Genomic DNA, 24,129 nt, shown 5'->3' with positions numbered 1-24,129 from the left:
CGCGGCACACGCGGGATCTCCGCACCCTTGTGCTCGATGCGCACGTCGCCAACCGATCCGGTGACTTCGGCCGCGCGCCAGCGCCACCCCCGTTTCGTGAAGAGTGCGATCCGCAGGCCGTCCTGCCTATGCCACCCGCTGGTTCAACCGGCCGCGCGTAATGGCCTTGATCTGATTCAGTGCGTAGTCGAGTTCGAATTCCGTATCGCACGCAACGCGAGTTTCCAGCTCGAAAAAAATGCCAGCCTTGGTGTAATGGCGAACGCAGATAATGAACGGGAAACCGTGCCGTTCACGGTATTGGCGATTCATCTGTTGCAGGCGTGCTTCTTCTTCCTGGGAGAGCGCATGCAAGCCGGCGCTGCTTTGTTCGTCGACGGATGCCGCCGTCAACCCGCCATGCCGGATCGCCTGGGCGGACAGTTCCGGGTGGCGATCGAAGAAGGCCTTTCTTGCTGCAACGTCGCGCGCGCGGATGCTGCTCATCATCGCTTCGTGGAGGGCATCCACGGAGCGAAACGGACGCGCTTGCCACGCGTCTTCGGCCACATCGGGCGAGTGCTCGAAGATGTCACCCAGCATCTGAATGAACTGGTCCCTTCCCATCGCGTTGATCGCAGCGAGGTTGGCGGTGTCGAATTTTATCTGGGTCATCGTCGTTAGGATCCTCGGAACTGAAAACGAGGTTCCGAGTATAGAAATCAACCGGGCACGTGCAGTAGCAGGCAGATTCTATTGGCCGTATAGCAGGCGACGAATTAAGGTCGTATTTGCGCCGCCGGCGCGCTATGAAGCGCCGGCAATACTTCGCAGTACCGTGACGCTTTCGGCAATGAGACCTCTCAACCAGGTGTGCGCTTTCGCGCGATGCCGGTTCGGATGCCATAGTGCATAGAAGCGCATCAATGGAAAGTCGAACGGCGCGGGTTTGATGAGCAGGGGAAGGCGACGCGCATAGTAGGCGGCAAAGTGGCGCGCGGTGGTCAGGATGAGATCCGACTCGCTCACGAGGTACGGCGCGAGACTGAAGTACGGACATGAGACCTGGCGCCCCCGGCTCAGGCGCAAGGTCGCCAATGAACTCTCGACAACGCCGCGTTGCGAGTTCGAGTACGGCAGCGGCACCAGATGCGAAGCATTGATATAGCTCTCAGCGGTCAGCTTGCCGGGCTTCGTGAGCGGATTCTCGCTGGACATCAGGCATACCACTTCATCCTCGAGCAGGACGCTCATATGCAGGTGCTCGGGAGAGACAGGCCAGTTGCCGATCACGATGTCGACTTGTCCTTCGGCCAAGGCCTTTTCGTAGTCGTAGTCGGCGCCCATCGGCAAAGTCACGAGCCTCGAATTCGGCGCGTTGCGCCGAAATCGGCCCACCAGATCGGCCAGGAACGGCGGCGCCAGATAATCCGGCATCGCGATCGTGAAGGTGCGCTCGGACCGTTCCGGATCAAAGGCCTCATCGGAGCTGAGCATCTTGTCGAGAGCACTGAGCGCAACCCGCGCGTCCTGCATCAACTGCAGCGCCCGTTCGGTCGGCACCATCTCGTTCTTTTCCCTGATGAGCAACGGGTCATCGAACAGCTTCCTCAGCCGCTTGAGCGCGGTGCTGAGCGCAGGCTGCGACTGGTTCATGCGAATGGCGGTGCGCGAAACGCTTCGTTCCTCGACGAGGGTGCATAAGACACGCAGAAGATACGTGTCCAACGGATCGTCATTGCGCATGGGGTGACTTCCTGTTGATTGTCCGATGCCACCCACTTTGCCGTTGATGGCGGCACGCCGTCAACGGTTGCCGATGCGCCCGTTGGATCGGCACGGCACCGTCTGGCTGCCTTTGCAGCGAATCGCGGTGCAATTGACGTTATCGATACCATCCGGTCTCACGGAAACTTCGCGCAAACCGGCGTCAGGCCGGCTTCTTTCGGGTTTGATATAGAGTCTATAGCAGGTCCGCGCTGTCAGCCCCCATACCCCTGCGATATGTTCACGACTCACTACAAAAACACGGCCCCGCGAGTCGCTGATGCACAAGTATGGTTTCAGGCTGACCGCCACGTGATGAGGTGGTTGCATCTCCGGCTTTGAAAGGTCGATTTCTTTCAGGAGACTCTCATGACTGCCACCGAGCAGAATGCGTCAGTCTGTTCTGGCGCCGACACCTCGCTCGAAGATTCCGTTTACCGCAAGGTCTCCTGGCGTCTTCTTCCCTTTCTTTGCATTCTCTGGGTTCTTGCATGGCTGGACCGGGTCAATATCGGCTTCGCCAAGCTGCAGATGCTCGACACGCTGAAATTCAGCGAGGCGGTGTACGGTCTCGGGGCCGGCATCTTCTTCCTCGGTTATTTTTTCTTCGAGGTGCCTTCTAACGCACTGCTGCAGAAGATCGGCGCGAAGAAGACCATCATGCGAATCACGATAGGGTGGGGCATCATCTGCATCCTCCAATCGTTCGTTACCACGCCCACGCAGTTCTACGTTCTGCGTTTTCTTCTCGGCGCATTCGAAGCCGGCTTCTATCCCGGGATCATTCTTTACCTGACTTACTGGTATCCGAGTACCCGGCGAGCCAGGGCCTTCGGTACTTTCATGTCCGCTTCCGCGATTGCGGGTGTACTGGGCGGCCCCCTCGCGGGCACCATCATGACCTCGATGGACGGCGTGGGCGGCCACCATGGCTGGCAGTGGCTCTTCGTGATCGAGGGCGTCCCGTCGATCGCGGCCGGGGTCGTGGCCTTCTTCTACATGACCGATCGGCCTGAGCAGGCTGGGTGGCTGAGCGTGTCCGAAAAGCAGGTCGTCCAGAACATTCTGGAACAGGACAAACGCGCGCTCGGCGAACGCGGCCACGACTGGCGCACGCTGTTCCGTAATCCTAAGGTGTGGCTGCTGATCGCGATCTTCTTCTGCCTGCTGTGTGCGAATTCGGCGCTGACGTTCTGGATTCCGACCATCATCCGTGATTCCGGTTTCGGTTCGACCTTGGTGATTGGCTGGATCGCGGCGTTCGCCTACGTCTTCGGGGCAGCCGGGATGATCCTGAACGGTGCGCATTCCGACCGGAACAAGGAGGTGCGCTGGCATTTCGCGATACCCGCGGGCTGCGGCGCGCTGGCACTGGCGGCCCTGGCTGCCATGCTCGGACTTCCCGGCGTTGCACCCGCTTTCACGATGGCCGCGATGGTGATAGCGCTGGCCGGCACGATGAGCGCCATTCCTGTCTTCTGGCAATTGCCGAGCCTGTATCTGACCGGCAGCGCCGCGGCGATCGGCGTTGCCTTGATCAACTCCGTGTCGAATCTGGCCGGCTTCGGTGCGCCTTATGTGCTGGGTCTGGTCAAGACCGCGACGGGCAGCCTCTCGCCCGGCCTGTACCTCGTTGCCGTGATTGAACTGCTGGCAGCGGTACTCGTGATCCTCCGTATCGCACACGTTCGCTCACCAAGGAATGCTAATCGATGAACAACATCAGCAAACCCAATCGCCGACGCTTCGTCGTGACCTCGATGACCATGGCAGGCGGCATGCTGCTGTCCCGTCAGGCGCTGTCCAGTCAAGCCGCGGCCCTCGGGAACGGCGCCGCGCAGCCGGCGCAATCCGCCGATCCTATCTCGCAGCACGGAGCCAGCCCGCGTCTGACGATCCACATCCTCGATTCGTGGCACGGTGCGCCCGCCACGGGCCTGCAGGTGGAGTTTGCGCGGATCGAAAATGAACGTCGTCAACCGATCCGGACAGTCATCATCAACCAGAACGGCCGCGCCGATGAGCCGCTGCTCATCGGCGATACCTATCGGGCGGGCGACTACGAGCTGCTCCTGCATATCGACAGTTACTACCGGACGAAGGGGGTACGGCTGCCGTCTCCGTCGTTCCTGTCTCAGGTACCCATTCGCTTCAGCGTGAACAGCGCCGCTGAGCGGCTGCACCTGCCTGTGCAATTCGGGCCCTGGAACTATTCGTACTACCGGGGCAGCTGAGTAGCAGGCACCGCCACGGACTCATCGACCAGACAAGGAGCAAGCGAATGGCTGGCATCAGCACCCATGTTCTCGACATCACGACAGGCAAGCCCATTGCCGGAGTACCTATCGAGCTCTACGACCTGAGCGTCGATCCCCCGCGGCTCTTGACCCGTGCGGTCAGCAATGCCGACGGGCGCACCGACGCACCGATGCTGCCCTCCGACGCGGCGAGAGCCGGCCCGTTCGAGCTTCGTTTTTCAATTGGCGCGCATTTCAAAGACCAGGCCGCGCTCGCTGACGTCGTGCCGGTGCGCTTCAACGTATCCGATCCGGTGCAGCATTACCACGTGCCTCTGATCTGCTCACCGTGGTGCTTCTCGACCTACCGCGGCAGCTGAGCCCATCCCATCTGAATGGAGACGTTATATGTCCAATACTGAAACCTACCTGGTCGACTCGATCCGTCTCGCCATGGAGAACGTGCGCGAGCGCAAGACCTGGCCTTTCGGCGCCGTTCTGGTCAAAGACGGCAAGGTGCTGGCCCGTGCGGTCAATGAAGTGGATGCCACCTGCGACCCCAGCGCGCACGCCGAAATGCAGGCGGTTCGTGCCGCGAGCAAGGCGCAGGGAAGCACGGATCTGAGCGGGGCGGTCGTCTACGCGAGCGGCTACCCATGCTCGATGTGTTTGTCGGCCATGTATCTGGCCGGTGTCAGCAAGGTGTATTACGCGTACTCGAACGAAGACGGCGAACCGTACGATCTGTCCGCGGAACGCGGCTACATCGAGATCGCACGCCCGCTCGAGCAGCGCGAGATGAAGCTCGTCCACCACCGCGCACGTGATGAAGGGCAAGACCTGTACGAGGCCTGGGAAGCGGTTCAGGGCAGCTAGGTCGCCACGAGGCCATCCATGCCACGCACGCCGACGTCCGGGTAGACCTATCGCATCATCTGCTGAAGGAGCTTGGAGAAGAACGCCGATATCGCCAGATCCTGGACAACGGCGTCATTGGCCTTCGGCAACGCGTTGAATACGCTGATCGAATGCTCGTGGAAAGCGCGCGCCGCAACCCGTGCGCCATCCACGTCGCCGATCCGTATCGCGTCGACGATGCGTTGCCGCCCGTTCGACAATCGCGCGGCGGTCTTGCGCCAGGCTTCGAAACGCTTGCCCTGGATCTCACGCGCAAGGCCGATCTGCACGGTCGTCAGGAACTGGCATAGCGACACGAGCAGCGGATTGCCGGAGGCGCGTACGAGCGCGTTGAGAAACCGCGTCAAACCGTCCGCAATATCTTCGGGCGTGACCGCATGATCGACGGCGATGAGCGCCTTCTGCATCGTGTCGACATCCTGCGGCGTCGCGCGCGCCGCGGCAAGCTCCGAGGCGTAAGTATTCAGCGCGCCGTGCACGCCCAGTACATGCGCCATGCCGACGTTTTCGAGCTGAATCATCGAATTCAGCGAGTTCGCGATCAGGTCCTCGGCGCTGGCGGTCACGAAAACCCCTTTGCCGTGCCGGACCTCGACGAACCCTGCGCTTGCGAGTCCGCGTATCGCTTCGCGCAGACTGGCCACGCTCACGCCGTAATGCGCAACCAGTTGTTTCTCGGTGGGAAGCCGGCCTCCGCGCACGAACTGCCTGTCGAGAATGCGTTGTCGCAAGTCGTCGAATATCAGTTGCGTGATACTGGCGCGATTGGTGCGGCGTGGTGAATCGTGGAGTGCGTTGGACGGTGTGTTCATCGGAATGTCGTATCCGTAGCGCGAGATTGCCCGGTCTTGCGTCCCTGCGATTTGCGCTGCGCGGACGAATGCTTGAACAACTCGACGATGAGCTCGCGCAGCCAGATATTGCCGGGCTCGGTCGAATAGCGTCTGAACCAGTAGAGATTAATGTTCATGCTGAGGCCCGGCCCCGGAAGCTCGATTTCCCGGTAGCGTCCCTTGCCGACGGTTTGCCCGAAGTACTCGCCCACCCGGCGCGGCAGGACGGCGGCGAGACCGGTTTCCTCGAAGATGGCGGGCAGCACCATGAAATGCGGAACGGCCAGCTTCACCCGTTCCTGCAGTCCTAGCTCGACCAGTATTTTCGTGGTCTCCGGGTGTGACGTGACGCAGACAAATTCGAGCGCTTCGAGCGGGCGTGTTTTCGGCGGCTTCGACGCCGGGTCCGGCGGTGCGAGAAGAACGTATTGCTCGCCGAACAGGGGCTCGGACTGGAACAGCTCGTCGAGCACCGGCAAGTGTCCGATCGCGAAATCGATCTGTCCGCTTTCCAGTGCCTGGGTCAGCTCCATTCCGGCCAACTGGCACGTCTCGATTCGCACCCCCGGCGCGCGCGCCTGCAATTCACGCACGAGCGGCGGCAAGAACGTCACCTCGCCGAAATCGCTCATCTGGATGAGAAACGTACGCCTTCCTGTGGCCGGATCGAAGCGCGAGCCCTCGTCGAACATCGTCTGCAGATTGCGCATGACCTGCTGCACGACCGGTGCGATGCGCATGGCGGCGATAGTGGGTTCGACGCCGCCATGCAGGCGCACGAACAACGGATCGGCAAACAGTGTGCGCAGGCGCGTCAGACCGTGGCTCACCGAGGGCTGTGTCAGGCCGAGCCGCACGGCTGCGCGGCTCACGCTGCGTTCGACATAAATCGCGTCGAACACCTTGAGCAGGTTCAGGTCGACCGAAGAAATATTCATGGGATCGATATTAGAAATGTCCCGCCCGGCATGGACGGCGTTCGTTCTACCCCTCTAGACTAGTCTCCTATAGCCGCGTGATGCGCTACATCCCCGCTAAAACAGGGCTAGAGGCGCACGTGGCGAAATAGCTGGAGGCACTATACACATAGAGTCGGCTCGCATCCAGAGATCAGATGACCGGCGCAGACCCTTGGGCACGTCCGGCACTGCACGACCACAAAGAACGACAACAAGCGTGAGCTGCGCCATGGCTGCTCACCGCACGGAGGAGATGGGATGAACGTCAGCGAGAAGATGAGTCTGGAGACACTCATCGATTCGAGGCCGATTGGAGCCTTCCAGATCCGCGTCATCGCGCTCTGTTCTCTCATCGCGATGATGGACGGATTCGATATGCAGTCCATTGCATTCGTGGCTCCGGAGCTGGCCGCACAGTGGCGAATTGCGCCCCAGATATTCGGCGTGGTGTTCAGCGCCGGTCTGCTCGGCGGGTTGATCGGCGCAATTGCCTTCGGACGCATCGGCGATCGCAAGGGGCGCAAGGTGACGCTGCTTTACGCCATGTCCATCGTCGCGGCCGGCACGCTTGCCACGCCGCTCGCCACTTCGGTTTCCGGTTTGATCGCGGTGCTGTTCTTTTCCGGAATCGGCCTGGGCGGCGCCATGCCCAACTTCATCGCTCTCACCACTGAATACTCACCGGGTCCGCGCAGGGCCACGCTGGTCGCGATGATGTTCTGCGGTTTTCCGTTTGGCGCGGTAGTCGGCGGCATGGCGTCGGCGTACCTGATTCCACTGTTCGGCTGGCGCAGCGTGTTCCTCCTCGGCGGCCTGCTCGCGCTCCTGATCCTGCCGGCCGCCGCGCGCTGGCTGCCGGAGTCCGCGCGTTTTCTCGCGCTGCGCAACGAGCGCGAAAAGATCGCGCCCATCGTCGCGCGTATGAACGGCACGGCGCTATGGAACGGCGAAGTCGGGGCCGTCACGCACGTCCGCTCGTCCGTCGCGAGCTTGCTGGCCGACGGCCGCGCGCCAGGCACGATGCTGTTGTGGACAACCACGTTCCTCAGCATGTTCATGCTCTACATGCTCATCAACTGGATACCGATGATGGCTCGCCGCAGCGGCTTCGGTATCGAAAGCGCGGTGATCGCCGTGTCGATGTTCAACCTCGGCGGCATCGTGGGCAGCATCACGCTCGGCCGGCTTGCCGACGGCGCCGGCGGATTGCCGCGCGTGATCGGCTGCGCTTACTGGATCGGCGCCGGCATCATCGCGTCGATCACCTATGTGGCCCACTCCGCGGCAGCGCTCTTTTTCGTCGCGTTCGCAGCCGGATTCTTCAGCATGGGTGCGCAACTCTGCACGGTCGCCCTCAGCGCGAGTTTCTACGAGACGTTCCTGCGCGCCACCGGCATCGGCTGCGCGATGGCGGCGGGCCGCACCGGCGCGATCGTCGGGCCCGTATTCGGCGGGATGCTGCTCGCCTCCGGCGTCGGCTTCGCGACACTGTTCGCGATGGCGGGCGCGACCTCGTTTAGCGCCGGCGCGGCAGTCCTCGCGCTGCTCCTCATACGCGCGCGCAGCCGGTCCGGCGACGCCAGCGGCGTGCCCGCCGCCGCTCGCGAAACCTCCTGAAGGCAACTTCTCAACCATTCATTCACGGGAGCGCAGTAACGATGAAGATCGTTCCGTTCGACGACGACGGGTGGGCCAACGACCACCCGCTCGGCACCGTCAAGTTCAAGCATCTGCTGAGCGGCGAACCCGATTCGCCCAACAACTTCATGTACATCCTCGGCCGCCAGGATGCCGACTTCGCCATGCCGACGCATCGCCACAACTTCGACCAGATTCGCCTGCCGATTCGCGGCGACATGAACCTGGGGCGCACCGGCATGCTGCATGAGAACGAGATCGGCTACTTTCCGGAAGGGCTCGCCTACGGACCGCAGGACGATCCGCTCGGCCACACGCCCCCCGGCGAGCGCAAGCAGCTCGTTCTGCAGTTCGGCGGTGCGTCGGGCTACGGCTTCATGAGCATCGAGCAGCGTCGCAAGGCTCGGGAGGAGCTCACCGCGATCGGCACGTTTTCAGGCCCGTTCTACTACTGGCCGGACGGCAAAAAAGACTGGGCGCTGAGTGCAATCTGGCGACAGGTGTTCGGCAGCAAGATCAGGTATCCGAAACCGCGCTACCGCAGCGTCGTCCTGATCGACCCCCAGTCTTACCACTGGCTGCCGGTCGCGGGCGCGAGCGGCGTCGAGCATAAGTACATGGGCGCCTTTTCGGAGCGGGGCGTCTGGATCGAGTGGGTGCGCCTGCGCGCGGGTGCGCAATGGACATCGGTTGAGAGCCGTGCGCGGCGTATTTTCACGGTGCTCGATGGGAACGGCGAGGCACAGGGCAACACGCAGGGCAACACGCAGGGCAACACGCAAGGTAACGCTATCGACTATCTGAGCGCCGTGCAGGTCGAGGCTGGCGAAGCGGCGACGTTCAGCGCAGCGCGCGAGATGACGCTGTATCTGGTCGGCTTGCCGCCGGTCGATCTGCCGCCAGTCGAATCCGACCGGTACGACGAAGACGCGTTGCCGGACGAGCCGGGAGTGAACTGACGCTGCCGCAAAGGCGCAAACCGGCTCGATGCCGTCCCCGGAGTAAGAACACACACCCGCCCAGAGAGAACCCGATGCAAACCCTGACGCTGAATCTCGCTTCGACAATCGTCGACTACGCGCTCGAGAAGATGGACGCGATTAACTGCCAGCCGCTCACCGTGGCCGTGCTCGATACCGGCGGCCATCTGCTGGTGTTGAAGCGCTCGGACGGATCGGGCATTCTGCGCCCCGATATCGCTATCGCCAAAGCATGGGGCGTGCTCGGCATGGGGCTTGGCGGCCGGCAGCTCGCCCAGCGCGCGGAGGCGGCGCCCGCGTTCTTTGCCGCGCTCTCGTCCATTTCGGGCGGGCGCATCGCGCCCGTTCAAGGCGGGGTGCTCGTGCGCAACGACGAAGGCTCCCTGATCGGCTCCGTCGGAATCAGTGGTGATAGATCCGATGTCGACGAAACCTGCGCGATATACGCGATCGAGCGCGCCGGTCTCGTCGCCGATGCTGGCTGAAGCTGTTCTCACGGCGTAGCGAACCTCATGTTTCCTGCGTCCATTTCCACGTAGTCGCAGTGCCATCCTGATTCGCCGCTCTACGGCAGTCAGGCGAAAAATCAATAATATTTAGGAGACTTACATGAAAGGCAAGCTTCTGGGGATGCTTGCGTTACTTGTCTGCATGCCCGCTTTTGCCCAGAGCAGTGTCACGATCTACGGCGTGCTCGACGCCGGGATTACGTATACGTCGAACCAGGGCGGAAAGAGCAACTACTTCTATCAGAGCGGCACGATGGTGCCGACCTTGTGGGGCCTGCGCGGCACCGAAGATCTCGGCGGCGGCACCAAGGCGATTTTCCGGCTCGTGAATAACTTCAACGACGGAACGGGCGCAATGGTGAACGGCTTGCTGTTCGGCAAGGAAGCCTGGGTCGGTCTGACGAACGAACAGTACGGCACCGTGACGGCGGGCAATCAGTTCGATTTCATGTTCCGCTACATGACGATCGACCGCTGGGGGGCGATGCTGAAGTACAACCCGGTTTATTACACACAGCAGGGACCATTCGCGAAACTCAACTTGCCCAATGGCTCGATGGATTTCGACCGCACCGCCGGCAGCATCACGACCAACAACGCGATCTCGTACGAAACTCCGAACTTTCACGGCCTGAAGTTCGGCGCCATGTATGCATTCGGCGGCCAGCCCGGCGCGTTCGGGCAGAACAGCACGCAGAGCTTCGGCGTTTCATATGCCGGCGGGGTCATGACGTTAGACGCGGCCTATACGTATACGAAGTTTCCGAACATCAACAACGGCAACAACGGCATCCGCAACTGGGGCATCGGCGGGCGGGCGAACATTGCCGACTTCATGATCGACGCGATGTTCACGAATACGGAGAACACGTACAACGGCGGGCGCGTCAACGTGTACGAGGTGGGCGGGTACTACCAGATCTCCGACAACAACGAAATGACGGTCGGCTACCAGTTCAACCAGGGCAATGCCGTTCTCAGCAACAACCACGCGCATCAGGCCAACGTGACCCTTGCGCACGACTTCTCGAAGCTCACGTTTGTCTACGCCACGGTGGCCCGGCAATGGGTGAGCGGCGACGGCGATGCGTTCGCCGCGATTATCGGCGCGGGCGGCACGTCCTCGGGCAGCACGCAGACGCTGTGCCGGGTCGGCCTCACCGTGCGTTTCTAGATTCAGCCCATCCGCGATCGCGGATACCAAGGAGCATTTCAATTGAAACAGGAAGACATCCTCGCTATCGAGCGCTTGCTCAGTGATTTTGCATGGTACGCGGACCGCGGGGACGGCGAATCGCTGAGCCGTCTCTTCGCGCCGGACGGCGTGCTCCATGTCGGCGGGCAGCAGCTCGCCGGACGTGACGCAATCGCGCGCGACTGTGAGCAGCGTCATGCGCAACCGGGCCGCAAGACGAGGCACCTCTGGTCGAATCTGCGGATCGAGGCGGAAGATGCGCACGGCGCACGCACCACCGCCGTACAGATGACGGTCGAGCAGCGGGATGCGAAGACCGAGACGCGGATCAACGATCTGTTCGACACGCTGTGCCGGATGCAGTCCGGTGCATGGCTCATCACGACGCGCGTCATCTCCCGCGAGATCGCCTTCTAATATTTTTGTCAGCCACAGAAGCCGCTCATGAACAATACGGAAAGCGTGCAGACCGTAAGCGGCCAGCGCCGCCGTCCCGCTGCACGAAGGCAAAGAATGCAAATGGCCATCATCGTTCTGTGCGGCGCCGTTGCACTGGTCGACGGTTTCGACACCCAGGCCATCGCGTTCGTCGCGCCGCATATCGCCGCCGCATGGGGACTTGCGCCGGCCACCTTCGGCCCGGTGTTTGCCGCAGGTCTGCTCGGCAGCTTCATCGGCGCGCTGAGCATCGGCCAACTCGGCGATCGCATCGGCCGCAAGCCGGCCTTGCTGCTCTCGATTGCCATCTTCGGCCTCGCGTCTGTCTCGACCGTGCTCGCGAATTCCGTGGACGTGCTCGCGAGCATCCGCCTCGTAACGGGTTTCGGGCTGGGCGGCGCGCTGCCCTGTTTTGTGGCGCTCGCGTCCGAATATGCGCCGGCGAAGCGGCGCGAGTCGATGGTGTCGACCATGTTTTGTGGTTTTCCGATCGGCGCCGTCATTGGCGGCCTCGCATCCGAAAGCATCGTCGCGGCCGCGGGCTGGAAGGGGGTCTTCGTGATTGGCGGCATTCTGCCGTTGGTGATCGGCGTTATTTTCTTTCTCGTCGTGCCCGAATCGATCGCGTTCCTCGAGCATCGCGGCGAACACGAGAAGGTCAGGCGCATCTGCGAGCGCCTCGCCATCGACATCAGCGACCGGCCGTCTGCGCCGTCGCACGGACTATCGCGCGCCTCGGTTGCACAACTGTTCGCGCAGCGACGCGCGGCGGGCACGCTGCTGCTGTGGGCAACGCTATTCCTGAGCCTGTTGTTGACCTACCTGCTGATCAACTGGATTCCGCTCGCCGCGCATATCGTCGGCGCAAGCGTCGGGGCGGCGGTCATCGCCGTCGCGCTGCTCAATCTCGGCGCGGTGGTCGGTTGCACCGTGATTGGACGTCTCGCGGACCGCTACGCCGCGCCGCGCGTGATCGCGGCCGCGTATGCAGCGGGTGCGATCGCCGTGCTGCTGATCGGGCAAGCTCAACATTCGGCCGCCTGGCTCGGTGTCGCCGCGTTTCTCAGCGGTGTGCTCAGTATCGGCGCGCAAATGTGCACGGTATCGTTTTGCGCGAGCTTCTACAGCACGTCGTTGCGCGCGACGGGTGTGGGCTGGGCGATGGGGATCGGCCGGGCCGGCGCCATTGTCGGCCCGCTTCTCGGCGGCTACATGATGGCGGCAAAGGTCGATGCGGCGACGATGTTTGCAGTGGCTGCGGCCACCTCGCTCGGAGCGGCGGCCACGGTCTGGCCGATCGCGAGGCTCTCGGGAGCCTCAGCGAGACACGACGGCACGGTCACGAGTTCTGACGAACGTTAGTCGATATTGCATGCGCAACAATCCGTTCACCATCAGAGGTAGTCCAGGCACGCCATGCACCGCGCGGCTGGAGAACTGCGCAGGGTAAGTGGAGACGGTTCTGAACAAGCAGACGGAGAAAATGCTGGTCCATTCGATACGCTTCGACGCGGTTGCCGGGGCATGGTAATGTGCCGGGAAAACTGACTATCGTTCGGTACAAGGCGAAGAGGGCGCAACGTTCGCTGGAGCGATGGCTTTCCGACACCACGCCTGCGTTGGCGGCTGAACCGAAACACGCTACACATATGATGGACAGGTTGCATTGCATGCGCATATTCGTGCGCGTTGCAGAAGAGGGCAGCTTCACAGCGGCCGCGCAGCGCCTCGATATCGCGACCGCGGCGGCGTCTCGTGCGGTGGCGAGTCTCGAGGCACATCTCCAGGCTCGCCTGCTTAACCGGAATACTCGCCGTGTCGTTCTCACCGAGGCAGGGGAACGTTACTTGCGGCGATGCGAGCAGATTCTCGCGTACATCGACCAGGCGGAGGCCGAAGCGGGCAACGCCCAGGCGCAGCCCTCCGGCCGGTTGCGCGTTCATGCCACGACGGGGTTTGGCCAGGCCTATCTCGTGCCTGCCGTCATGCAGTATCAGAAGCGCTATCCATCCGTCTCGGTCGAACTGACGCTTTCACAGCACTTTCCCGATCTTCTCGACGAGGGGTACGACGTCTCGCTTCAGTTGAGCTCTGTCGAACTTCCGGATTCGGGACTCATCTCGCATGTGCTGGGATCGGTGCACAGCGTACTTTGCGCCGCCCCGGCGTACCTGCGCGAGCACGGGACACCGCGCAACGTCGCCGAATTGGCCGGGCACGCGTGCCTTCAACTGTTCACCCCGGTATTTCCGCGCGACAAATGGATCCTGGAAGGTTCGAACGGCGTCGAGACGTTCCTGCTGCCGCCCGCGACATTCCAGGTCAACATTGCCGAGGCGTTGGCCGGCGCCTTGCGCGAGGGCGTGGGCATCGGCGCGTTGCCCATGCCGGCGGCGGTGCCCGCGCTGCGCAACGGTTCGTTGTTGCGGGTGTTGCCGGACTATCAGCTCCAGAAACTGACCGTGTACACCATGTATGCGTCGCGTCAGTATCTCGACGCCAAGATCCGAACCTTTGTCGATTTCCTTAAAGAGTGCATTCCGCAGGCGCTCGCCGCGGATGATCTGGCGTTAAACCTGCCGGATCATGGCGCGCAACCGGGGTAGGGCGTGTCAGCGGCCCTTGTTAAGGGCTGCCAAGTGAACAGGCATGATGAACAGGCATGAGCACGGCGAATACAACGAAGTACAGGCCGGTAAAGCGCCCGACACGCTCTATTGCGAACCTTCGATCCGGCGCGCGCCGATAGTCCGGATCGCGCTTTCACGAGCAGGCGCACCGGTTTTCAGATGAACGACGAGATCGCGGGTCGTCGAAGGCCGCGTCAGCATCAGGCAGGTCGCTTCGCGATCGCGAACCCGTGTCGCATGCCAGATGTTCGGCCGCATGCAAAGACCCATGCCGACGGGAATCGCGAAGGCCCGCAACGTGTCCAGGTCCGGCTCGCCGTCTTCCGTCGACGCCGCGACGAGATGGACGACAGGTGCGCTCAACGGGACGATGGCCTGCTGCGTCAGGCGATGAACCTCGAGTGACGCGATGCTTTCGTCACGATTCCGGTATACGACCCACAGAATTTCCGTTTCACCCGGCGAGCCGGTATCAAACAGATGCTCGCGCCAGAAGTCCGATGCCGGGCTGACGAACGCGGGTGTATCGCCATCGGCGCGCACCGGCTTGCCGAGCATCCAGCCATAGGGTTCGCAACATGCCGCGTCGAGCGGTTCGATTGGAATAGAACGGGCAGTCGGCATGCGGGGAGACTCGCTTCGATGTTCAGGCGTTCACGTGTGGGAGCCAGGCTCGTCCGTGGGCGGGAATAGCGCGAACCCGGGTCCGTGCTTCAGGCAGAATTCGAGCACGACGTTCAGCGCAAGCCGTGTGATGGATTCGGAGAGCAGACTATCGGGCGTGCGCCGGTACGCGGCAATCAGCGGCAAGACAGGCACGCGGTGCGTGACTTGCAGCAACTGCAGTTTCCCCGCTTCGAGTTCGCGCATCACGAACGCGGGCGGCAGCACGGCAATGCCGAAGCCGTCGACGACGAGCCGGATGATCGCGGCCACCGACGACAGGCAGTTGATCTGCACCTGCACGTCGCCACTCGCGGCGAACAGGCCGGTCAGAAACTCATGCGGCAGCGAGTGGCGTGCGAAACTGATCACGGGATAAGCGGCCAGTTCCGCCTCCGTCAACGCCTGCGCCGACAGGTTGAGCGCCGGACTCGCCATCCAGCGCATCGGCAGGTTGCCCAGCGGGACATTCGTCATGTCGGAGCCTGCGACGCTGGTTGTCTGAAACGAAACGTCGATATGGCCATTGAGCAGTTGGGTCGACAAATTGGACGATGTGTCGCTGGTCAGTTCAATCACGAGATTCGGATACGCCTCGTGAATGCTCTTGAGCAGATCGGGCAGCCACGTGTGAACGATCGATTCGATCGCACCTAGCCGCAACAACCCCGATACCTTCGAGCGGTCGCCGACGCTCTCGATCATCGCCTGATTCAACTTCAGCATCTGCTCGGCGAACGGCAGCGTCTTCGTGCCGTCCTGCGTGAGCGTCGCTTCCTTGGGGCCGCGCTCGAAGAGCCGCACGCCCAGTTCCTGCTCGAGGGCGGAAATGCGGCTGGAAATCGCCGCTTGCGTCGCATTCAGCCGCTCGGCCGTCAGGCGAAAGCTGCGCAGCCGGGCGAGCCAGACAAAGGTTTCGAGAAATCGCAGGTTCATTCACGCCCCTGACGCGGCAGGCTGGAGTGCCCCAGTGTAGCGCCAGGTCTCATATGAAGGGATAAGAAAATATTCTGTCTTGCGACAATTTTAATTTGTTGGACACGGGTGTGCCACACGCCAAAACTTTGCAATGAACGCCGATGCAGCGATACGGCCGGAATCGGTGAGAAGACGATTAAAGGAACTAAAGGAATTAAAGGAAGAAATAAAGGAAGGAACGTTGCAATGAAAACAATGGCGTGTGAAATCGGATCTGGAACGCCCGTCGGCGTGAAGGCGAAGCCGCTCGGCGGCGGTCCAGCGCATCGCTATTCGATCGATGCGCTCGCACATATGGAGTGACGGCGATGAGAACCCTGCGTCAAACAGCCAGTGCGCTGGCCCGGCGCACCACTTCGGCGGTCGAGGCGCTCGATGCGAGTCTCGCCGCGATCGACACCGACCTGGCGCACGGCGGCGCGACTTATACGCATGTCGATCGCGAGGCGGCGCGCGACGCCGCCTCCAGCAGCGACGCGTTCCGCGAGCGGGGCTATGTGCCTTCGGCGTTGGCGGGCGTGCCCATTTCCGTGAAAGACCTCTTCGACGTGAAAGGACAGGTGACGACCGCCGGTTCGCGGATTTTGCGCGGCGCCGCACCCGCCGTGCGGGACGCTGCGGCAATCGCACGTTTGCGCGAGGCGGGCGCGGTGTTCGTCGGGCGGACGAACATGAGCGAGTTTGCGTTCTCCGGACTCGGACTCAATCCTCACTACGGCACGCCCGTCAATCCGTGCGATGCGAGCCGTCTTGCGGGTGGTTCGAGTTCCGGTGCGGCGACCTCCGTCGCACTCGGGCACGTCGCCGCCGCGCTGGGCACCGATACGGGCGGCTCAGCGCGGATTCCCGCAGCATTCTGCGGTCTCGTCGGCTTCAAGCCGACGGCGCGCCGCGTGCCGCTCGATGGGGTCGTGCCGCTATCCACGTCGTTCGATTCGATCGGACCGATCGCGCGCAGCGTGGATTGCTGCGCGCTCATCGACAGTGTCATCTCGGCGCAGGCGCTCGATACCGCGCCACGCCCGCTCACCGGACTGCGCTTCGGCGTCACGTCCGACTATGTGGCGGACGAACTGGACGAAACCGTCAGCACTGCATTCAATCGCGCCGTCGGCATGCTGAGGCGCGCAGGCGCTTGCGTCGAACATTTCGCATTTCCCGAACTGCATGAGGTTGCAGGCCGTCTTCCGCTCGCGGGCATCACGGCGGTGCAGGCGTGGGCGTGGCATCGCGAACACGTTGCACGCAACGCCGACGGATACGACCCGCGCGTGCTGAAGCGTTTGCGCGCAGGCGAGGGACGCAGCGCCGCTGACTATATCGAGTTGCTTGCCGCGCGCGAGCGATTCGTGCGCGCTGCGCGCATGCGGCTGGCAAAGTTCGATGCATGGCTGATGCCGACCGTTGCGATCGTGCCGCCGCGGATTTCCAGCGTCGAGCACGACGACGAGGCGTTTTTTGCACTGAATGCGAAGGTGCTGCGCAATCCGGGCGTTGTGAATTATATGGACGGCTGCGCGCTCACACTGCCGTGCCACGACGAAGACGAACTGCCTGTCGGGCTCTCGATTTGCGGGTCCGCGCTCGCCGACGCATCGATTCTCGCGATCGGACGCAGCGTCGAGGCCTTGCTGCATGCGAACACACACGCCGTGACGGCATAGCGTTTGTTTATCGGCGCTGAAAAGAATTTGTCGTTGGACGCGCAATTCTGGCGACCGAATACTGGTTTTCAGGCGCATCGCATCCGGCACAGCGCCATTCGATCCATCCACTATCGGAGTGAGGCCGCCCGTGAAATCCACTTATCGTTCCGTCGCCGGCGTGATTGCGCTGGCTGCCATTCACGTATCGGCGTATGCGGCCGATGCGACGCCCGCCGTCGTGCTGATCGGCCACGCCGCGCCGCTGACCGGCCAGCTCGCCAACATGGGCAAGGACAGCGAGAACGCGGCGCGCCTTGCCATCGACGAAATCAACAGCCAGCATCCCGTGATCGGCGGCAAGCCCGTGCAGTTCAAACTGGATTCGCAGGATGACGCGGCCGATCCGCGCACCGGCACGCAGGTCGCGCAGAAACTGGTCGACGACGGCGTGGTGGCCGTGGTCGGCGACATCAATTCGGGTGTGTCGATTCCGGCGTCGCGTATTTATAGCGAAGCACAGGTCGTGCAGATTTCACAGGGCTCGACGAACCCGGCCTATACCCAGCAGGGGTACAAGACGACGTTTCGCGTGGTCGCCACCGATGCCTTGCAGGGACCGGCGCTCGCCCGTTACGCGCTCGGCTCGCTGCACGCGAAACGTATCGCCGTGATCGACGATTCGACCGCATACGGCCAGGGTCTCGCCGATGAATTCATCAAGGCGGCGAAGGCGAACGGCGCGACGATCGTCACGCGTGAGGCGACCAACGACAAGGCGACCGACTTTCGCGCCATTCTCACGAAGATCAAGGGTTTGCGGCCAGACGTAATCATGTATGGCGGCTCGGATGCGACGGCTGGGCCGCTGGCGAAGCAGGCCGCGAATCTCGGCATCACGGCAAGCGTGCTGGGCGGTGACGGAGCGTGCACCGACAAGATGGTCAGCCTGGCAGGGGACGCGATCGACAACGTCGTATGTTCCGAGGCGGGGCTTGCGTTGTCGAAGATGCCGAAGGGGCAGCAGTTCGACCAGCGCTATACCGCGCGCTACAAGGTGCCGATCGATGCGTATGCGCCGTTCGCCTACGACGCCGTTTATGTGATCTACGACGCGATGAAGAGGGCGGACTCGACCGATCGCACGAAGGTGCTCGCCGCGATGCCGGCGACGCAGTATGACGGCGTGATCGGGAAGATCGCGTTCGATCCTCACGGCGACCTCAAAGATGCGGCCATCACGATCTACCGGTTCAAGGACAAGAAGAAGACGGTGATGGACGTGATTCGGATGTAGGAAGATGCGCCTGCGCGCCGGCACGCCCGATGCGTTCCGGCGCGCAGGCGCCGCATTTACGGTGTGAACGTATCCCCCAGCACCACACCCTCACGCCGCGGATCCGTGCCGCCCTGCAGCACGTTCGCGCCGTTCGCCGTCACCCGCATCACGGTATTCACGCCGCTCGACTGCGCCGAGGTCGACACCGTGTGCCCGAGCGCCTTCAGTCCGGCGATCAGCGGATCGTTCGCGCCGTTGTTGCTGGTGTCGACATTCGGATGCTCGCCGCCGACCGTCGTGGTCGGGCTGTTGCTCGCGCCGAAATCGACGAGCCCGGCGGACTGCTGCGCGTCGAGCCCCCAGTCGAGCGAGCCGACGAGCGTCTTCACGACGTACTGCGGAATCGTGCCGCCGCCGGGCGAGCCCGTCGCCATCACGAAGTCGCCCTTCGAGCCGTCCGCCGCGACCTTGAACACCAGCGTCGGCGCCATCGAGCTGCGCGGCCGCTTGCCGGGCTGCACGCGGTTCGCGACGAGCGTGCCGGTGTTGTCGGTCGGGCTCGCGGAGAAGTCGGTCAGCTGGTTGTTCAGCAGGAAGCCGTGCGTCATGTGGAACGAGCCCATGCTCGATTCGACGGTGGTCGTCGCGCTGACGACGTTGCCGCTGCCGTCGACGATCGTGAACTGATTGGTGCCGTGCTCGATCAGCGTCGTGTCGACGCCGAGCGGCACCGCGCCGAGATCGCCCGGCTGCGCCGTGCCCATGCTCTTCGTGGTACTGATCAATGCCGCACGCTGCTTCATGTACGGCTTGTTCAGCATCGTGTCCCAGGTGCCGCCGGGCAGCGGGATGAAGTCGGTGTCGGCGACGTACTTGTCGCGATCCGCGTACGCGAGCCGTTCGGCCTCGCTGATCAGATGCACACCGGCGACGGTCGGCTTGCCGCCTTCGAGATCGATCGCGGTTGGCGCGAGCGACTTCAGGTCGAAGTTCTCGAGGATGCCGAGCGCGGACGCGACCGCGATGCCGCCGGACGACGGCGGCGGCATCCCGCATACCCAGTACGCGCCGCGATAGGTCGTGCACACCGGCTCGCGCCGCTTCGCCTGGTAGCCCGCGAGGTCGGCGAGCGTCGTCTTGCCCGGCGTGATTTTCGAGCCGTCGGCGCCGGCGGTCGTCGCGATCTTCGTGACGATGTCCTGCGCGATGGCGCCGGTGTACAGCGCGTTCGCGCCGTCGTGCGACATCTGCGTCAGCGCGTCGGCGTAGGCCGGGTTCTTCAGCACGGTGCCGAGCGCCTTCGGCGAGCCGTCTGCGTTCAGGAAGTACGCGGCGGCTTCGGGGTCGCGCTTCAGGCTGCTCGCGTTCGACGAGATCGCAGCGGCGAGCCGGCCGCCGATCGGGAAGCCGTCGGTCGCGAGCGAGATCGCGTCGCCGAACAGGTCGCGCCACGGCAGCTTGCCGTGATCGCGCTGCAGCGCCTCGATCAACCGCGGGACGCCGATCGTGCCGATCGAGCGTCCGCTCGCGCGTGCGCTCGGCACCGGCGTGGTCAGGTCGCTCGCGTCGTCGACGTAGCGCAGGTAGTTCTCGGTCGCGGCGGCGGGCGCCGTCTCCCGGCCGTCATAGGACTGCACGGTCTTGCTGGCCGCGTCGTAGTACAGCAGCACGCCGCCGGAGCCGAGGCCGGTCGCCTCCGGCACGGTCAGCCCGAGCACCGCCTGCACCGCGACGGCGGCGTCGGCGGCGGTTCCGCCTTGCTTGAGCACCGCGCAACCGGCCTTGCTCGCGTACGCGTTCGACGTCGCGACCAGGTAGGTCTTCGCGTAGATCGGCTTCAGCCCGGTCCGGTAGCCGGACGCCTGCTCGGGCAGCGACGGGTCGCCGGGCTGGTTCGAGCCGACGACGACGGTGGCGCCGCTGCTGTCGATCGCGAGGCAGGTCGAATCCTGTGAGGCGCTGGGCGTGGACGGGGTAGAGGGCGCGGGGCTATCGGTGTCGCCGCCGCATGCGGTCATGAGCGCGGCGGCGAGCAACGCCGACGCGTACGGCAGGATCGTCTTGTTGTTCATGGGTTCGGAATTGGATGTTGTTGTTCGAGGCCAGAGCGCAGATCGCGGCCAGCGAGGTGCCGATGAATGCTTACAGAAAATATTTCAGCAAGCAATCGGAAGTATTTCTGATTGGTGACGGAATGGCGCCGTGCAGGAAGGCATCCGTAAGAAGATGGTGCGCGGACGAGCCGGCGGGGACGTGCTCGCCGCGACGCTGCGCAAGCCTCAGTGGCTGCGCACCTTCGAGACGCTCGCCGAGACCGGCATGCGTACGCTCAGTGCCGCCCGAACAGGGGCGCACCGGGTGTCGACCGACGGGATTTCGCGGCGGTCGAGTCGTACGGGGTGAAGAAGTGGGTCAGAGCTGCCCGAAAACCGCGCAATGAATATCGCGGATCTCCGGGTTAATTCTTGAGGTCGGCGAGAATCCGTTCCGCGAGAAAATCGCAAGGAGGTCGTTTTGAGGCGGCACTTCGCGCGAGCACGACTTCAAGCGTGCCGATTTCCGGCAGACCGTTCGCCGCGCCCAGCAGCGAAAAATGCGCTGGTACCGCGCATTTTGCCAACGGAGTGACCGCCAGTCCGGCCTCGGCCATCGTCAGCAGACCCAGCAGACTCGGACTTTCATACGACGTCCGATACATGATGCGCGCGCGCTCCAGACTCCGTATTGCCTTCTCGCGTGCGACGCTGCCCGGCAAAAACACGGCGATAGGCAAGGGTCTTTCACGCCAGATTTCGGTCGCGCCTGGCGCGGCGGCCCAGACCATCGGTTCGTGACGCAGGAACTCACCATGCAAACCCTTCACCCGCGTCGCGCAAACCAGATCGACGGTGCCGTCTTTCAACATCGGCTCGAGCGCCACGCTCGGCAAACCCACAACCTGAATCTCCACCTTGGGATAGGTTGCCGAAAATTTCTTGAGGATGGGCGGAAACAGTGACGTTGCGTAGTCGTCCGGTACGCCTATTACCACGCGTCCGGTCACGTCGGGCCGTACCACCGCCGCCCACGCCTCATCACGCAACGCGATCATTCGCCGTGCGTAGGTCAGGAGCGTTTCGCCGTCCTGTGTCGGCACCACGCTGCGTGGCTTGCGAACGAACAGAGCCTTGCCGAGCGCTGTTTCGAGCGTCTTGATCTGCATGCTCACCGCCGATTGCGAGCGATGGACGACTTGCGCCGCGCGGCTGATCGTGCCGGCGTCCGCGACCGCCACGATCATCGAGAGCACGTCCAGGTCCAGCGCCTTCATTTCCGTTGCCATGATGGGTGATATAAGAAAAATAGATCGATTCCATCAATATTATGCGATTTTCTTTTGTCAGCGTAGCGCCGATAGTGTCGGAAAAGGAGCGCTGTGATGAATGCACGTACTAGCCCATCGATTCTCGCCTCGGCCTATGGCTCGGCTGCGCCGTTGTTCGCGACCACCGCATCGAGTGTTGCCGTGCCGTACGTCGAGTGCGGGCATGGTGAACCGATGGTGTTCGTGCACGGCTCGCTTTGCGATTACCGCTACTGGGACGCCCAGATGGCGTCCCTGTCGAGCCGGTTTCACTGCTTCGCGCCCAGTTTGAGCCATTACTGGCCGGAGGTCGATGCGTTCGGACGCAGCGACTTCAGCTGGGAAGCGCACGTCGAGGAGATTGCCGGATTCATCACTGCGCTCGACCTTGCCCCAGTGCATCTGGTCGGACACTCGCGCGGCGGTTGTGTGGCTTTTCACCTCGCGCGCGAATATCCGCGGCTCGTCAAAACGCTGACGCTGGCGGATCCCGGCGGTCCGTTGCAAACCGTACCGAGAAGTGAGCCGGCCTCCATGCCGCCCGCGACTAACGTCCTGCGCACGCGTGTCGCGGAGCTGATCGAGCAAGGAGAGTTCGACGCGGGTTTGTCGATGTTCGTGGACTCGGTGAGCATGCCGGGATTCTGGAGCAAAAGCCCCGCGAGTTTTCGTCGAATGGCGCTCGACAATGCGCTCACGCTGCCAAAACAGTTGCTCGATCCGCTTCCTGCCTACACCCCCGAAGCCGCGCGCGATATCAAGTGCCGCACGTTGCTGATCGATGGTCAAAAAAGCCCCAGGATGTTCCGCAATACAGTCGACAAGCTGGAACAGTGGATCGAATTCGCCGAACGCGAGACGATCAGCGGCGCATCGCATGGGATGAATGTCGCGAGACCGGATGCATTCAACAGGGTGGTCGCGGCTTTTGCGGCGTAGTCCTGCCGCTCGGGTCAGAATCTGCCGGCCACGGCCGCACCTTCAAATTGCGTGACGCTGGCACCGGGTGCCGCTTACGCCAATGGCTGTGTTGTCATGGCGCGAGTGAGTCCATGCATGGGGCGGCGCACCGCCACGTCGAACGGATTCGTCTGTGGGCCGATGATCTCAGCCTGACGCTTGAGCAATTCGACGATCGTCGGCAAGCGGTCCTCGGTCAGGCGCGCGGCCAGCGTGCCGACGCTTAGCGCCGCGACCGCGCAGCCGTTGCGGTCGAGAATCGGCACGGCCACGCCCGCCATGCCCTCCAGCACGCCGGTATTGCGCCCCGCGTAACCGAGCTTGCGTACGCGCTCGATCTCCGTGCGCAGATACACCTCGTCGAGCACGCCATAGCTGCGCAGGCGCGGCACGTTGAAGCGGATGATCTCCTCGCGCTCCGCCTCGGGCTGAAACGCGAGAATCGCGAGGCTCCCCTGGCCCACGCCCAGCGCCACGCGCCCGCCGATATCGCCCGTGAACGAGCGGATCGGAAACGGCCCTTCGCACATGTCGAGGCATACCGCGTCGAAGCTGCTTTTCACGAGCAGAAAGATCGTGTCGCCGAGACTCGCGCACAGGCGCAGCAACGCGGGACGGCACAGCGTGCGCATGCCGCTCGGGTTGCCCGCCTGTGCCGCCAGCGCGAAGAAGTCCACGCTCAGGCGGTAGCGCTTCGTGCCTTCATCCTGCTCGACCACGCCCTCGGCAATCAGCCCCTGGAGCAGGCGATGCACCGTGGCCTGGGTGAGGCCCACGGCCTTGGCGAGCGCCGTCACGCGGCTGCCTTCGGCCTTGCTCTCGCCCAGCGCGCGGATCACCGCGAATGCGCGCTGCAGGACGCCCGCGCCGCGGGCGTCGTCGCCCGGCGTTGCACTTTTCTCTTCCATTGCCGTCACGTTTACCTCGATTTATTCCATTCAGCGGAATATTTGATGAATGGTCATATGGTTCGGCGTGTTCATCGAACTAGCGTTCTGACGCACACCTTCCTTCTTGGTGGGTCCGCGTTTCCAGGGATTTCCCGAAGATCGCCTGATGAAATAACCGAGGCCCACAGCCATCTTTGTATTCCATTAAATGAAATATAAAACAGATTTCTCTCACAAGACGGAATTTTAAATTGACGAGCAAAAATTTGGCTAGCTAGAGTCGGGGCAAC

At 62.9% G+C, this 24,129-nt stretch carries 24 protein-coding genes; 15 read left to right on the top strand and 9 right to left on the bottom strand.

All coding sequences use genetic code 11. The features are described 5' to 3' along the window. Positions 1-126: 126 nt before the first annotated feature. Both uraD and B9Z01_RS08050 read right to left on the bottom strand, forming a co-directional pair. On the bottom strand, positions 127-654 hold the full coding sequence (gene uraD, locus B9Z01_RS08055; protein WP_085481698.1) for a 2-oxo-4-hydroxy-4-carboxy-5-ureidoimidazoline decarboxylase: 528 nt from the start codon (positions 652-654) through the stop codon (positions 127-129). A 132-nt stretch (positions 655-786) separates the two neighbouring features. Then, on the bottom strand, positions 787-1,725 hold the full coding sequence (locus B9Z01_RS08050; RefSeq protein ID WP_085481697.1) for a LysR substrate-binding domain-containing protein: 939 nt from the start codon (positions 1,723-1,725) through the stop codon (positions 787-789). A gap of 390 nt (positions 1,726-2,115) precedes the next feature. On the opposite strand from B9Z01_RS08050, the gene B9Z01_RS08045 reads away from it, so the two are divergent. The 4 genes from B9Z01_RS08045 to B9Z01_RS08030 are packed head-to-tail and all read left to right on the top strand — an operon-like array spanning position 2,116 to position 4,859. Beyond that, positions 2,116-3,462 (top strand): MFS transporter, encoded by a 1,347-nt coding sequence (locus tag B9Z01_RS08045; RefSeq protein ID WP_085481696.1) that lies wholly within the window; start codon positions 2,116-2,118, stop codon positions 3,460-3,462. Then, a complete protein-coding gene (gene uraH / locus B9Z01_RS08040) occupies positions 3,459-3,980 on the top strand; it encodes a hydroxyisourate hydrolase (protein WP_085481695.1) in 522 nt (173 codons plus the stop codon). Before B9Z01_RS08045 ends, uraH (B9Z01_RS08040) begins: the two co-directional genes overlap by 4 nt. 47 nt (positions 3,981-4,027) lie before the next feature. After that, complete coding sequence (gene uraH / locus B9Z01_RS08035) at positions 4,028-4,363, top strand: hydroxyisourate hydrolase (protein ID WP_085481694.1); 336 nt, start codon at positions 4,028-4,030, stop codon at positions 4,361-4,363. A 28-nt stretch (positions 4,364-4,391) separates the two neighbouring features. After that, positions 4,392-4,859: a nucleoside deaminase gene (locus tag B9Z01_RS08030; protein WP_085481693.1), complete on the top strand. Its 468-nt coding sequence runs from the start codon at positions 4,392-4,394 to the stop codon at positions 4,857-4,859. Between the two features lie 47 nt (positions 4,860-4,906). Here the strand turns inward: B9Z01_RS08030 and B9Z01_RS08025 are convergent, their stop codons facing one another. Together B9Z01_RS08025 and B9Z01_RS08020 are read right to left on the bottom strand one after the other, a co-directional pair. After that, a complete protein-coding gene (locus B9Z01_RS08025) occupies positions 4,907-5,713 on the bottom strand; it encodes a FadR/GntR family transcriptional regulator (protein ID WP_085481692.1) in 807 nt (268 codons plus the stop codon). Beyond that, on the bottom strand, positions 5,710-6,672 hold the full coding sequence (locus tag B9Z01_RS08020; RefSeq protein WP_085481691.1) for a LysR family transcriptional regulator: 963 nt from the start codon (positions 6,670-6,672) through the stop codon (positions 5,710-5,712). The genes B9Z01_RS08025 and B9Z01_RS08020 overlap by 4 nt, the downstream gene beginning before the upstream one ends. A 279-nt stretch (positions 6,673-6,951) precedes the next feature. On the opposite strand from B9Z01_RS08020, the gene B9Z01_RS08015 reads away from it, so the two are divergent. From B9Z01_RS08015 to B9Z01_RS07985, 7 genes are all read left to right on the top strand, one after another. Next, positions 6,952-8,310, top strand: a complete 1,359-nt coding sequence (locus B9Z01_RS08015) for an MFS transporter (RefSeq protein WP_085481690.1) — start codon at positions 6,952-6,954, stop codon at positions 8,308-8,310. A gap of 41 nt (positions 8,311-8,351) precedes the next feature. Beyond that, positions 8,352-9,290 carry a hypothetical protein gene (locus tag B9Z01_RS08010; RefSeq protein ID WP_085481689.1) on the top strand — a complete coding sequence of 313 codons (939 nt, stop codon included), beginning with the start codon at positions 8,352-8,354 and terminating at the stop codon, positions 9,288-9,290. 74 nt (positions 9,291-9,364) lie between these two features. Then, positions 9,365-9,796: a GlcG/HbpS family heme-binding protein gene (locus B9Z01_RS08005; protein WP_085481688.1), complete on the top strand. Its 432-nt coding sequence runs from the start codon at positions 9,365-9,367 to the stop codon at positions 9,794-9,796. Positions 9,797-9,920: 124 nt separating this feature from the next. Next, positions 9,921-10,994 (top strand): porin, encoded by a 1,074-nt coding sequence (locus B9Z01_RS08000; protein WP_085481687.1) that lies wholly within the window; start codon positions 9,921-9,923, stop codon positions 10,992-10,994. Between the two features lie 42 nt (positions 10,995-11,036). After that, the gene (locus B9Z01_RS07995; RefSeq protein WP_167387452.1) at positions 11,037-11,432 is read left to right on the top strand and encodes a nuclear transport factor 2 family protein; all 396 of its coding nucleotides are present in this window, start codon (positions 11,037-11,039) and stop codon (positions 11,430-11,432) included. A gap of 102 nt (positions 11,433-11,534) precedes the next feature. Continuing rightward, positions 11,535-12,815, top strand: coding sequence for an MFS transporter (locus tag B9Z01_RS07990; protein WP_167387451.1), 1,281 nt, complete (start codon positions 11,535-11,537; stop codon positions 12,813-12,815). A gap of 290 nt (positions 12,816-13,105) precedes the next feature. Further along, a complete protein-coding gene (locus B9Z01_RS07985) occupies positions 13,106-14,059 on the top strand; it encodes a LysR family transcriptional regulator (protein WP_085481684.1) in 954 nt (317 codons plus the stop codon). Between the two features lie 108 nt (positions 14,060-14,167). Here the strand turns inward: B9Z01_RS07985 and B9Z01_RS07980 are convergent, their stop codons facing one another. After that, complete coding sequence (locus tag B9Z01_RS07980; RefSeq protein WP_085481683.1) at positions 14,168-14,707, bottom strand: ureidoglycolate lyase; 540 nt, start codon at positions 14,705-14,707, stop codon at positions 14,168-14,170. A gap of 30 nt (positions 14,708-14,737) precedes the next feature. After that, complete coding sequence (locus B9Z01_RS07975) at positions 14,738-15,682, bottom strand: LysR family transcriptional regulator (protein ID WP_085481682.1); 945 nt, start codon at positions 15,680-15,682, stop codon at positions 14,738-14,740. A 350-nt stretch (positions 15,683-16,032) separates the two neighbouring features. Between B9Z01_RS07975 and B9Z01_RS07970 the strand changes: the two genes are divergently transcribed. Both B9Z01_RS07970 and B9Z01_RS07965 read left to right on the top strand, forming a co-directional pair. Continuing rightward, the gene (locus tag B9Z01_RS07970; protein ID WP_085481681.1) at positions 16,033-17,388 is read left to right on the top strand and encodes an amidase; all 1,356 of its coding nucleotides are present in this window, start codon (positions 16,033-16,035) and stop codon (positions 17,386-17,388) included. A gap of 130 nt (positions 17,389-17,518) precedes the next feature. Then, positions 17,519-18,664 carry a branched-chain amino acid ABC transporter substrate-binding protein gene (locus B9Z01_RS07965; protein WP_143808860.1) on the top strand — a complete coding sequence of 382 codons (1,146 nt, stop codon included), beginning with the start codon at positions 17,519-17,521 and terminating at the stop codon, positions 18,662-18,664. A gap of 56 nt (positions 18,665-18,720) precedes the next feature. Here B9Z01_RS07965 and B9Z01_RS07960 read toward each other — a convergent pair whose 3' ends face one another. Beyond that, positions 18,721-20,718 carry a gamma-glutamyltransferase family protein gene (locus tag B9Z01_RS07960; RefSeq protein WP_085481679.1) on the bottom strand — a complete coding sequence of 666 codons (1,998 nt, stop codon included), beginning with the start codon at positions 20,716-20,718 and terminating at the stop codon, positions 18,721-18,723. 130 nt (positions 20,719-20,848) lie between these two features. Here B9Z01_RS07960 and B9Z01_RS35465 point away from each other — a divergent pair, with 130 nt between their 5' ends. Beyond that, positions 20,849-21,049, top strand: a complete 201-nt coding sequence (locus tag B9Z01_RS35465; RefSeq protein WP_085481678.1) for a hypothetical protein — start codon at positions 20,849-20,851, stop codon at positions 21,047-21,049. Positions 21,050-21,104: 55 nt separating this feature from the next. On the opposite strand, the gene B9Z01_RS07950 is transcribed toward B9Z01_RS35465, so the two are convergent. Then, positions 21,105-21,956 (bottom strand): LysR substrate-binding domain-containing protein, encoded by an 852-nt coding sequence (locus B9Z01_RS07950; RefSeq protein ID WP_208625913.1) that lies wholly within the window; start codon positions 21,954-21,956, stop codon positions 21,105-21,107. 108 nt (positions 21,957-22,064) lie between these two features. On the opposite strand from B9Z01_RS07950, the gene B9Z01_RS07945 reads away from it, so the two are divergent. Continuing rightward, positions 22,065-22,928: an alpha/beta fold hydrolase gene (locus B9Z01_RS07945; RefSeq protein ID WP_085481676.1), complete on the top strand. Its 864-nt coding sequence runs from the start codon at positions 22,065-22,067 to the stop codon at positions 22,926-22,928. Positions 22,929-23,002: 74 nt separating this feature from the next. Here the strand turns inward: B9Z01_RS07945 and B9Z01_RS07940 are convergent, their stop codons facing one another. Continuing rightward, on the bottom strand, positions 23,003-23,857 hold the full coding sequence (locus B9Z01_RS07940) for an IclR family transcriptional regulator (RefSeq protein ID WP_085481675.1): 855 nt from the start codon (positions 23,855-23,857) through the stop codon (positions 23,003-23,005). Between the last annotated feature and the right edge of the window lie 272 nt (positions 23,858-24,129).

Source organism: Paraburkholderia susongensis, from assembly GCF_900177725.1.
Lineage (GTDB): Bacteria > Pseudomonadota > Gammaproteobacteria > Burkholderiales > Burkholderiaceae > Paraburkholderia > Paraburkholderia susongensis.
This window is presented reverse-complemented; position numbering and strand designations above follow the sequence as displayed.

What these genes read in the sequence shown, in the direction of transcription:
- B9Z01_RS07940 (WP_085481675.1), bottom strand. Translation starts at nt 23,857, where the DNA reads ATGGAAGAGAAAAGTGCAACGCCGGGCGACGACGCCCGCGGCGCGGGC.
- B9Z01_RS07980 (WP_085481683.1), bottom strand. Translation starts at nt 14,707, where the DNA reads ATGCCGACTGCCCGTTCTATTCCAATCGAACCGCTCGACGCGGCATGT.
- B9Z01_RS08045 (WP_085481696.1), top strand. Translation starts at nt 2,116, where the DNA reads ATGACTGCCACCGAGCAGAATGCGTCAGTCTGTTCTGGCGCCGACACC.
- B9Z01_RS07950 (WP_208625913.1), bottom strand. Translation starts at nt 21,956, where the DNA reads ATGAAGGCGCTGGACCTGGACGTGCTCTCGATGATCGTGGCGGTCGCG.
- B9Z01_RS08050 (WP_085481697.1), bottom strand. Translation starts at nt 1,725, where the DNA reads ATGCGCAATGACGATCCGTTGGACACGTATCTTCTGCGTGTCTTATGC.
- uraD (WP_085481698.1), bottom strand. Translation starts at nt 654, where the DNA reads ATGACCCAGATAAAATTCGACACCGCCAACCTCGCTGCGATCAACGCG.
- B9Z01_RS08020 (WP_085481691.1), bottom strand. Translation starts at nt 6,672, where the DNA reads ATGAATATTTCTTCGGTCGACCTGAACCTGCTCAAGGTGTTCGACGCG.
- B9Z01_RS07990 (WP_167387451.1), top strand. Translation starts at nt 11,535, where the DNA reads ATGGCCATCATCGTTCTGTGCGGCGCCGTTGCACTGGTCGACGGTTTC.
- B9Z01_RS07985 (WP_085481684.1), top strand. Translation starts at nt 13,106, where the DNA reads ATGGACAGGTTGCATTGCATGCGCATATTCGTGCGCGTTGCAGAAGAG.
- B9Z01_RS08030 (WP_085481693.1), top strand. Translation starts at nt 4,392, where the DNA reads ATGTCCAATACTGAAACCTACCTGGTCGACTCGATCCGTCTCGCCATG.
- B9Z01_RS08005 (WP_085481688.1), top strand. Translation starts at nt 9,365, where the DNA reads ATGCAAACCCTGACGCTGAATCTCGCTTCGACAATCGTCGACTACGCG.
- B9Z01_RS08010 (WP_085481689.1), top strand. Translation starts at nt 8,352, where the DNA reads ATGAAGATCGTTCCGTTCGACGACGACGGGTGGGCCAACGACCACCCG.
- B9Z01_RS08015 (WP_085481690.1), top strand. Translation starts at nt 6,952, where the DNA reads ATGAACGTCAGCGAGAAGATGAGTCTGGAGACACTCATCGATTCGAGG.
- B9Z01_RS07945 (WP_085481676.1), top strand. Translation starts at nt 22,065, where the DNA reads ATGAATGCACGTACTAGCCCATCGATTCTCGCCTCGGCCTATGGCTCG.
- B9Z01_RS07975 (WP_085481682.1), bottom strand. Translation starts at nt 15,682, where the DNA reads ATGAACCTGCGATTTCTCGAAACCTTTGTCTGGCTCGCCCGGCTGCGC.
- B9Z01_RS07970 (WP_085481681.1), top strand. Translation starts at nt 16,033, where the DNA reads ATGAGAACCCTGCGTCAAACAGCCAGTGCGCTGGCCCGGCGCACCACT.
- B9Z01_RS08025 (WP_085481692.1), bottom strand. Translation starts at nt 5,713, where the DNA reads ATGAACACACCGTCCAACGCACTCCACGATTCACCACGCCGCACCAAT.
- uraH (WP_085481695.1), top strand. Translation starts at nt 3,459, where the DNA reads ATGAACAACATCAGCAAACCCAATCGCCGACGCTTCGTCGTGACCTCG.
- B9Z01_RS07960 (WP_085481679.1), bottom strand. Translation starts at nt 20,718, where the DNA reads ATGAACAACAAGACGATCCTGCCGTACGCGTCGGCGTTGCTCGCCGCC.
- B9Z01_RS08000 (WP_085481687.1), top strand. Translation starts at nt 9,921, where the DNA reads ATGAAAGGCAAGCTTCTGGGGATGCTTGCGTTACTTGTCTGCATGCCC.
- uraH (WP_085481694.1), top strand. Translation starts at nt 4,028, where the DNA reads ATGGCTGGCATCAGCACCCATGTTCTCGACATCACGACAGGCAAGCCC.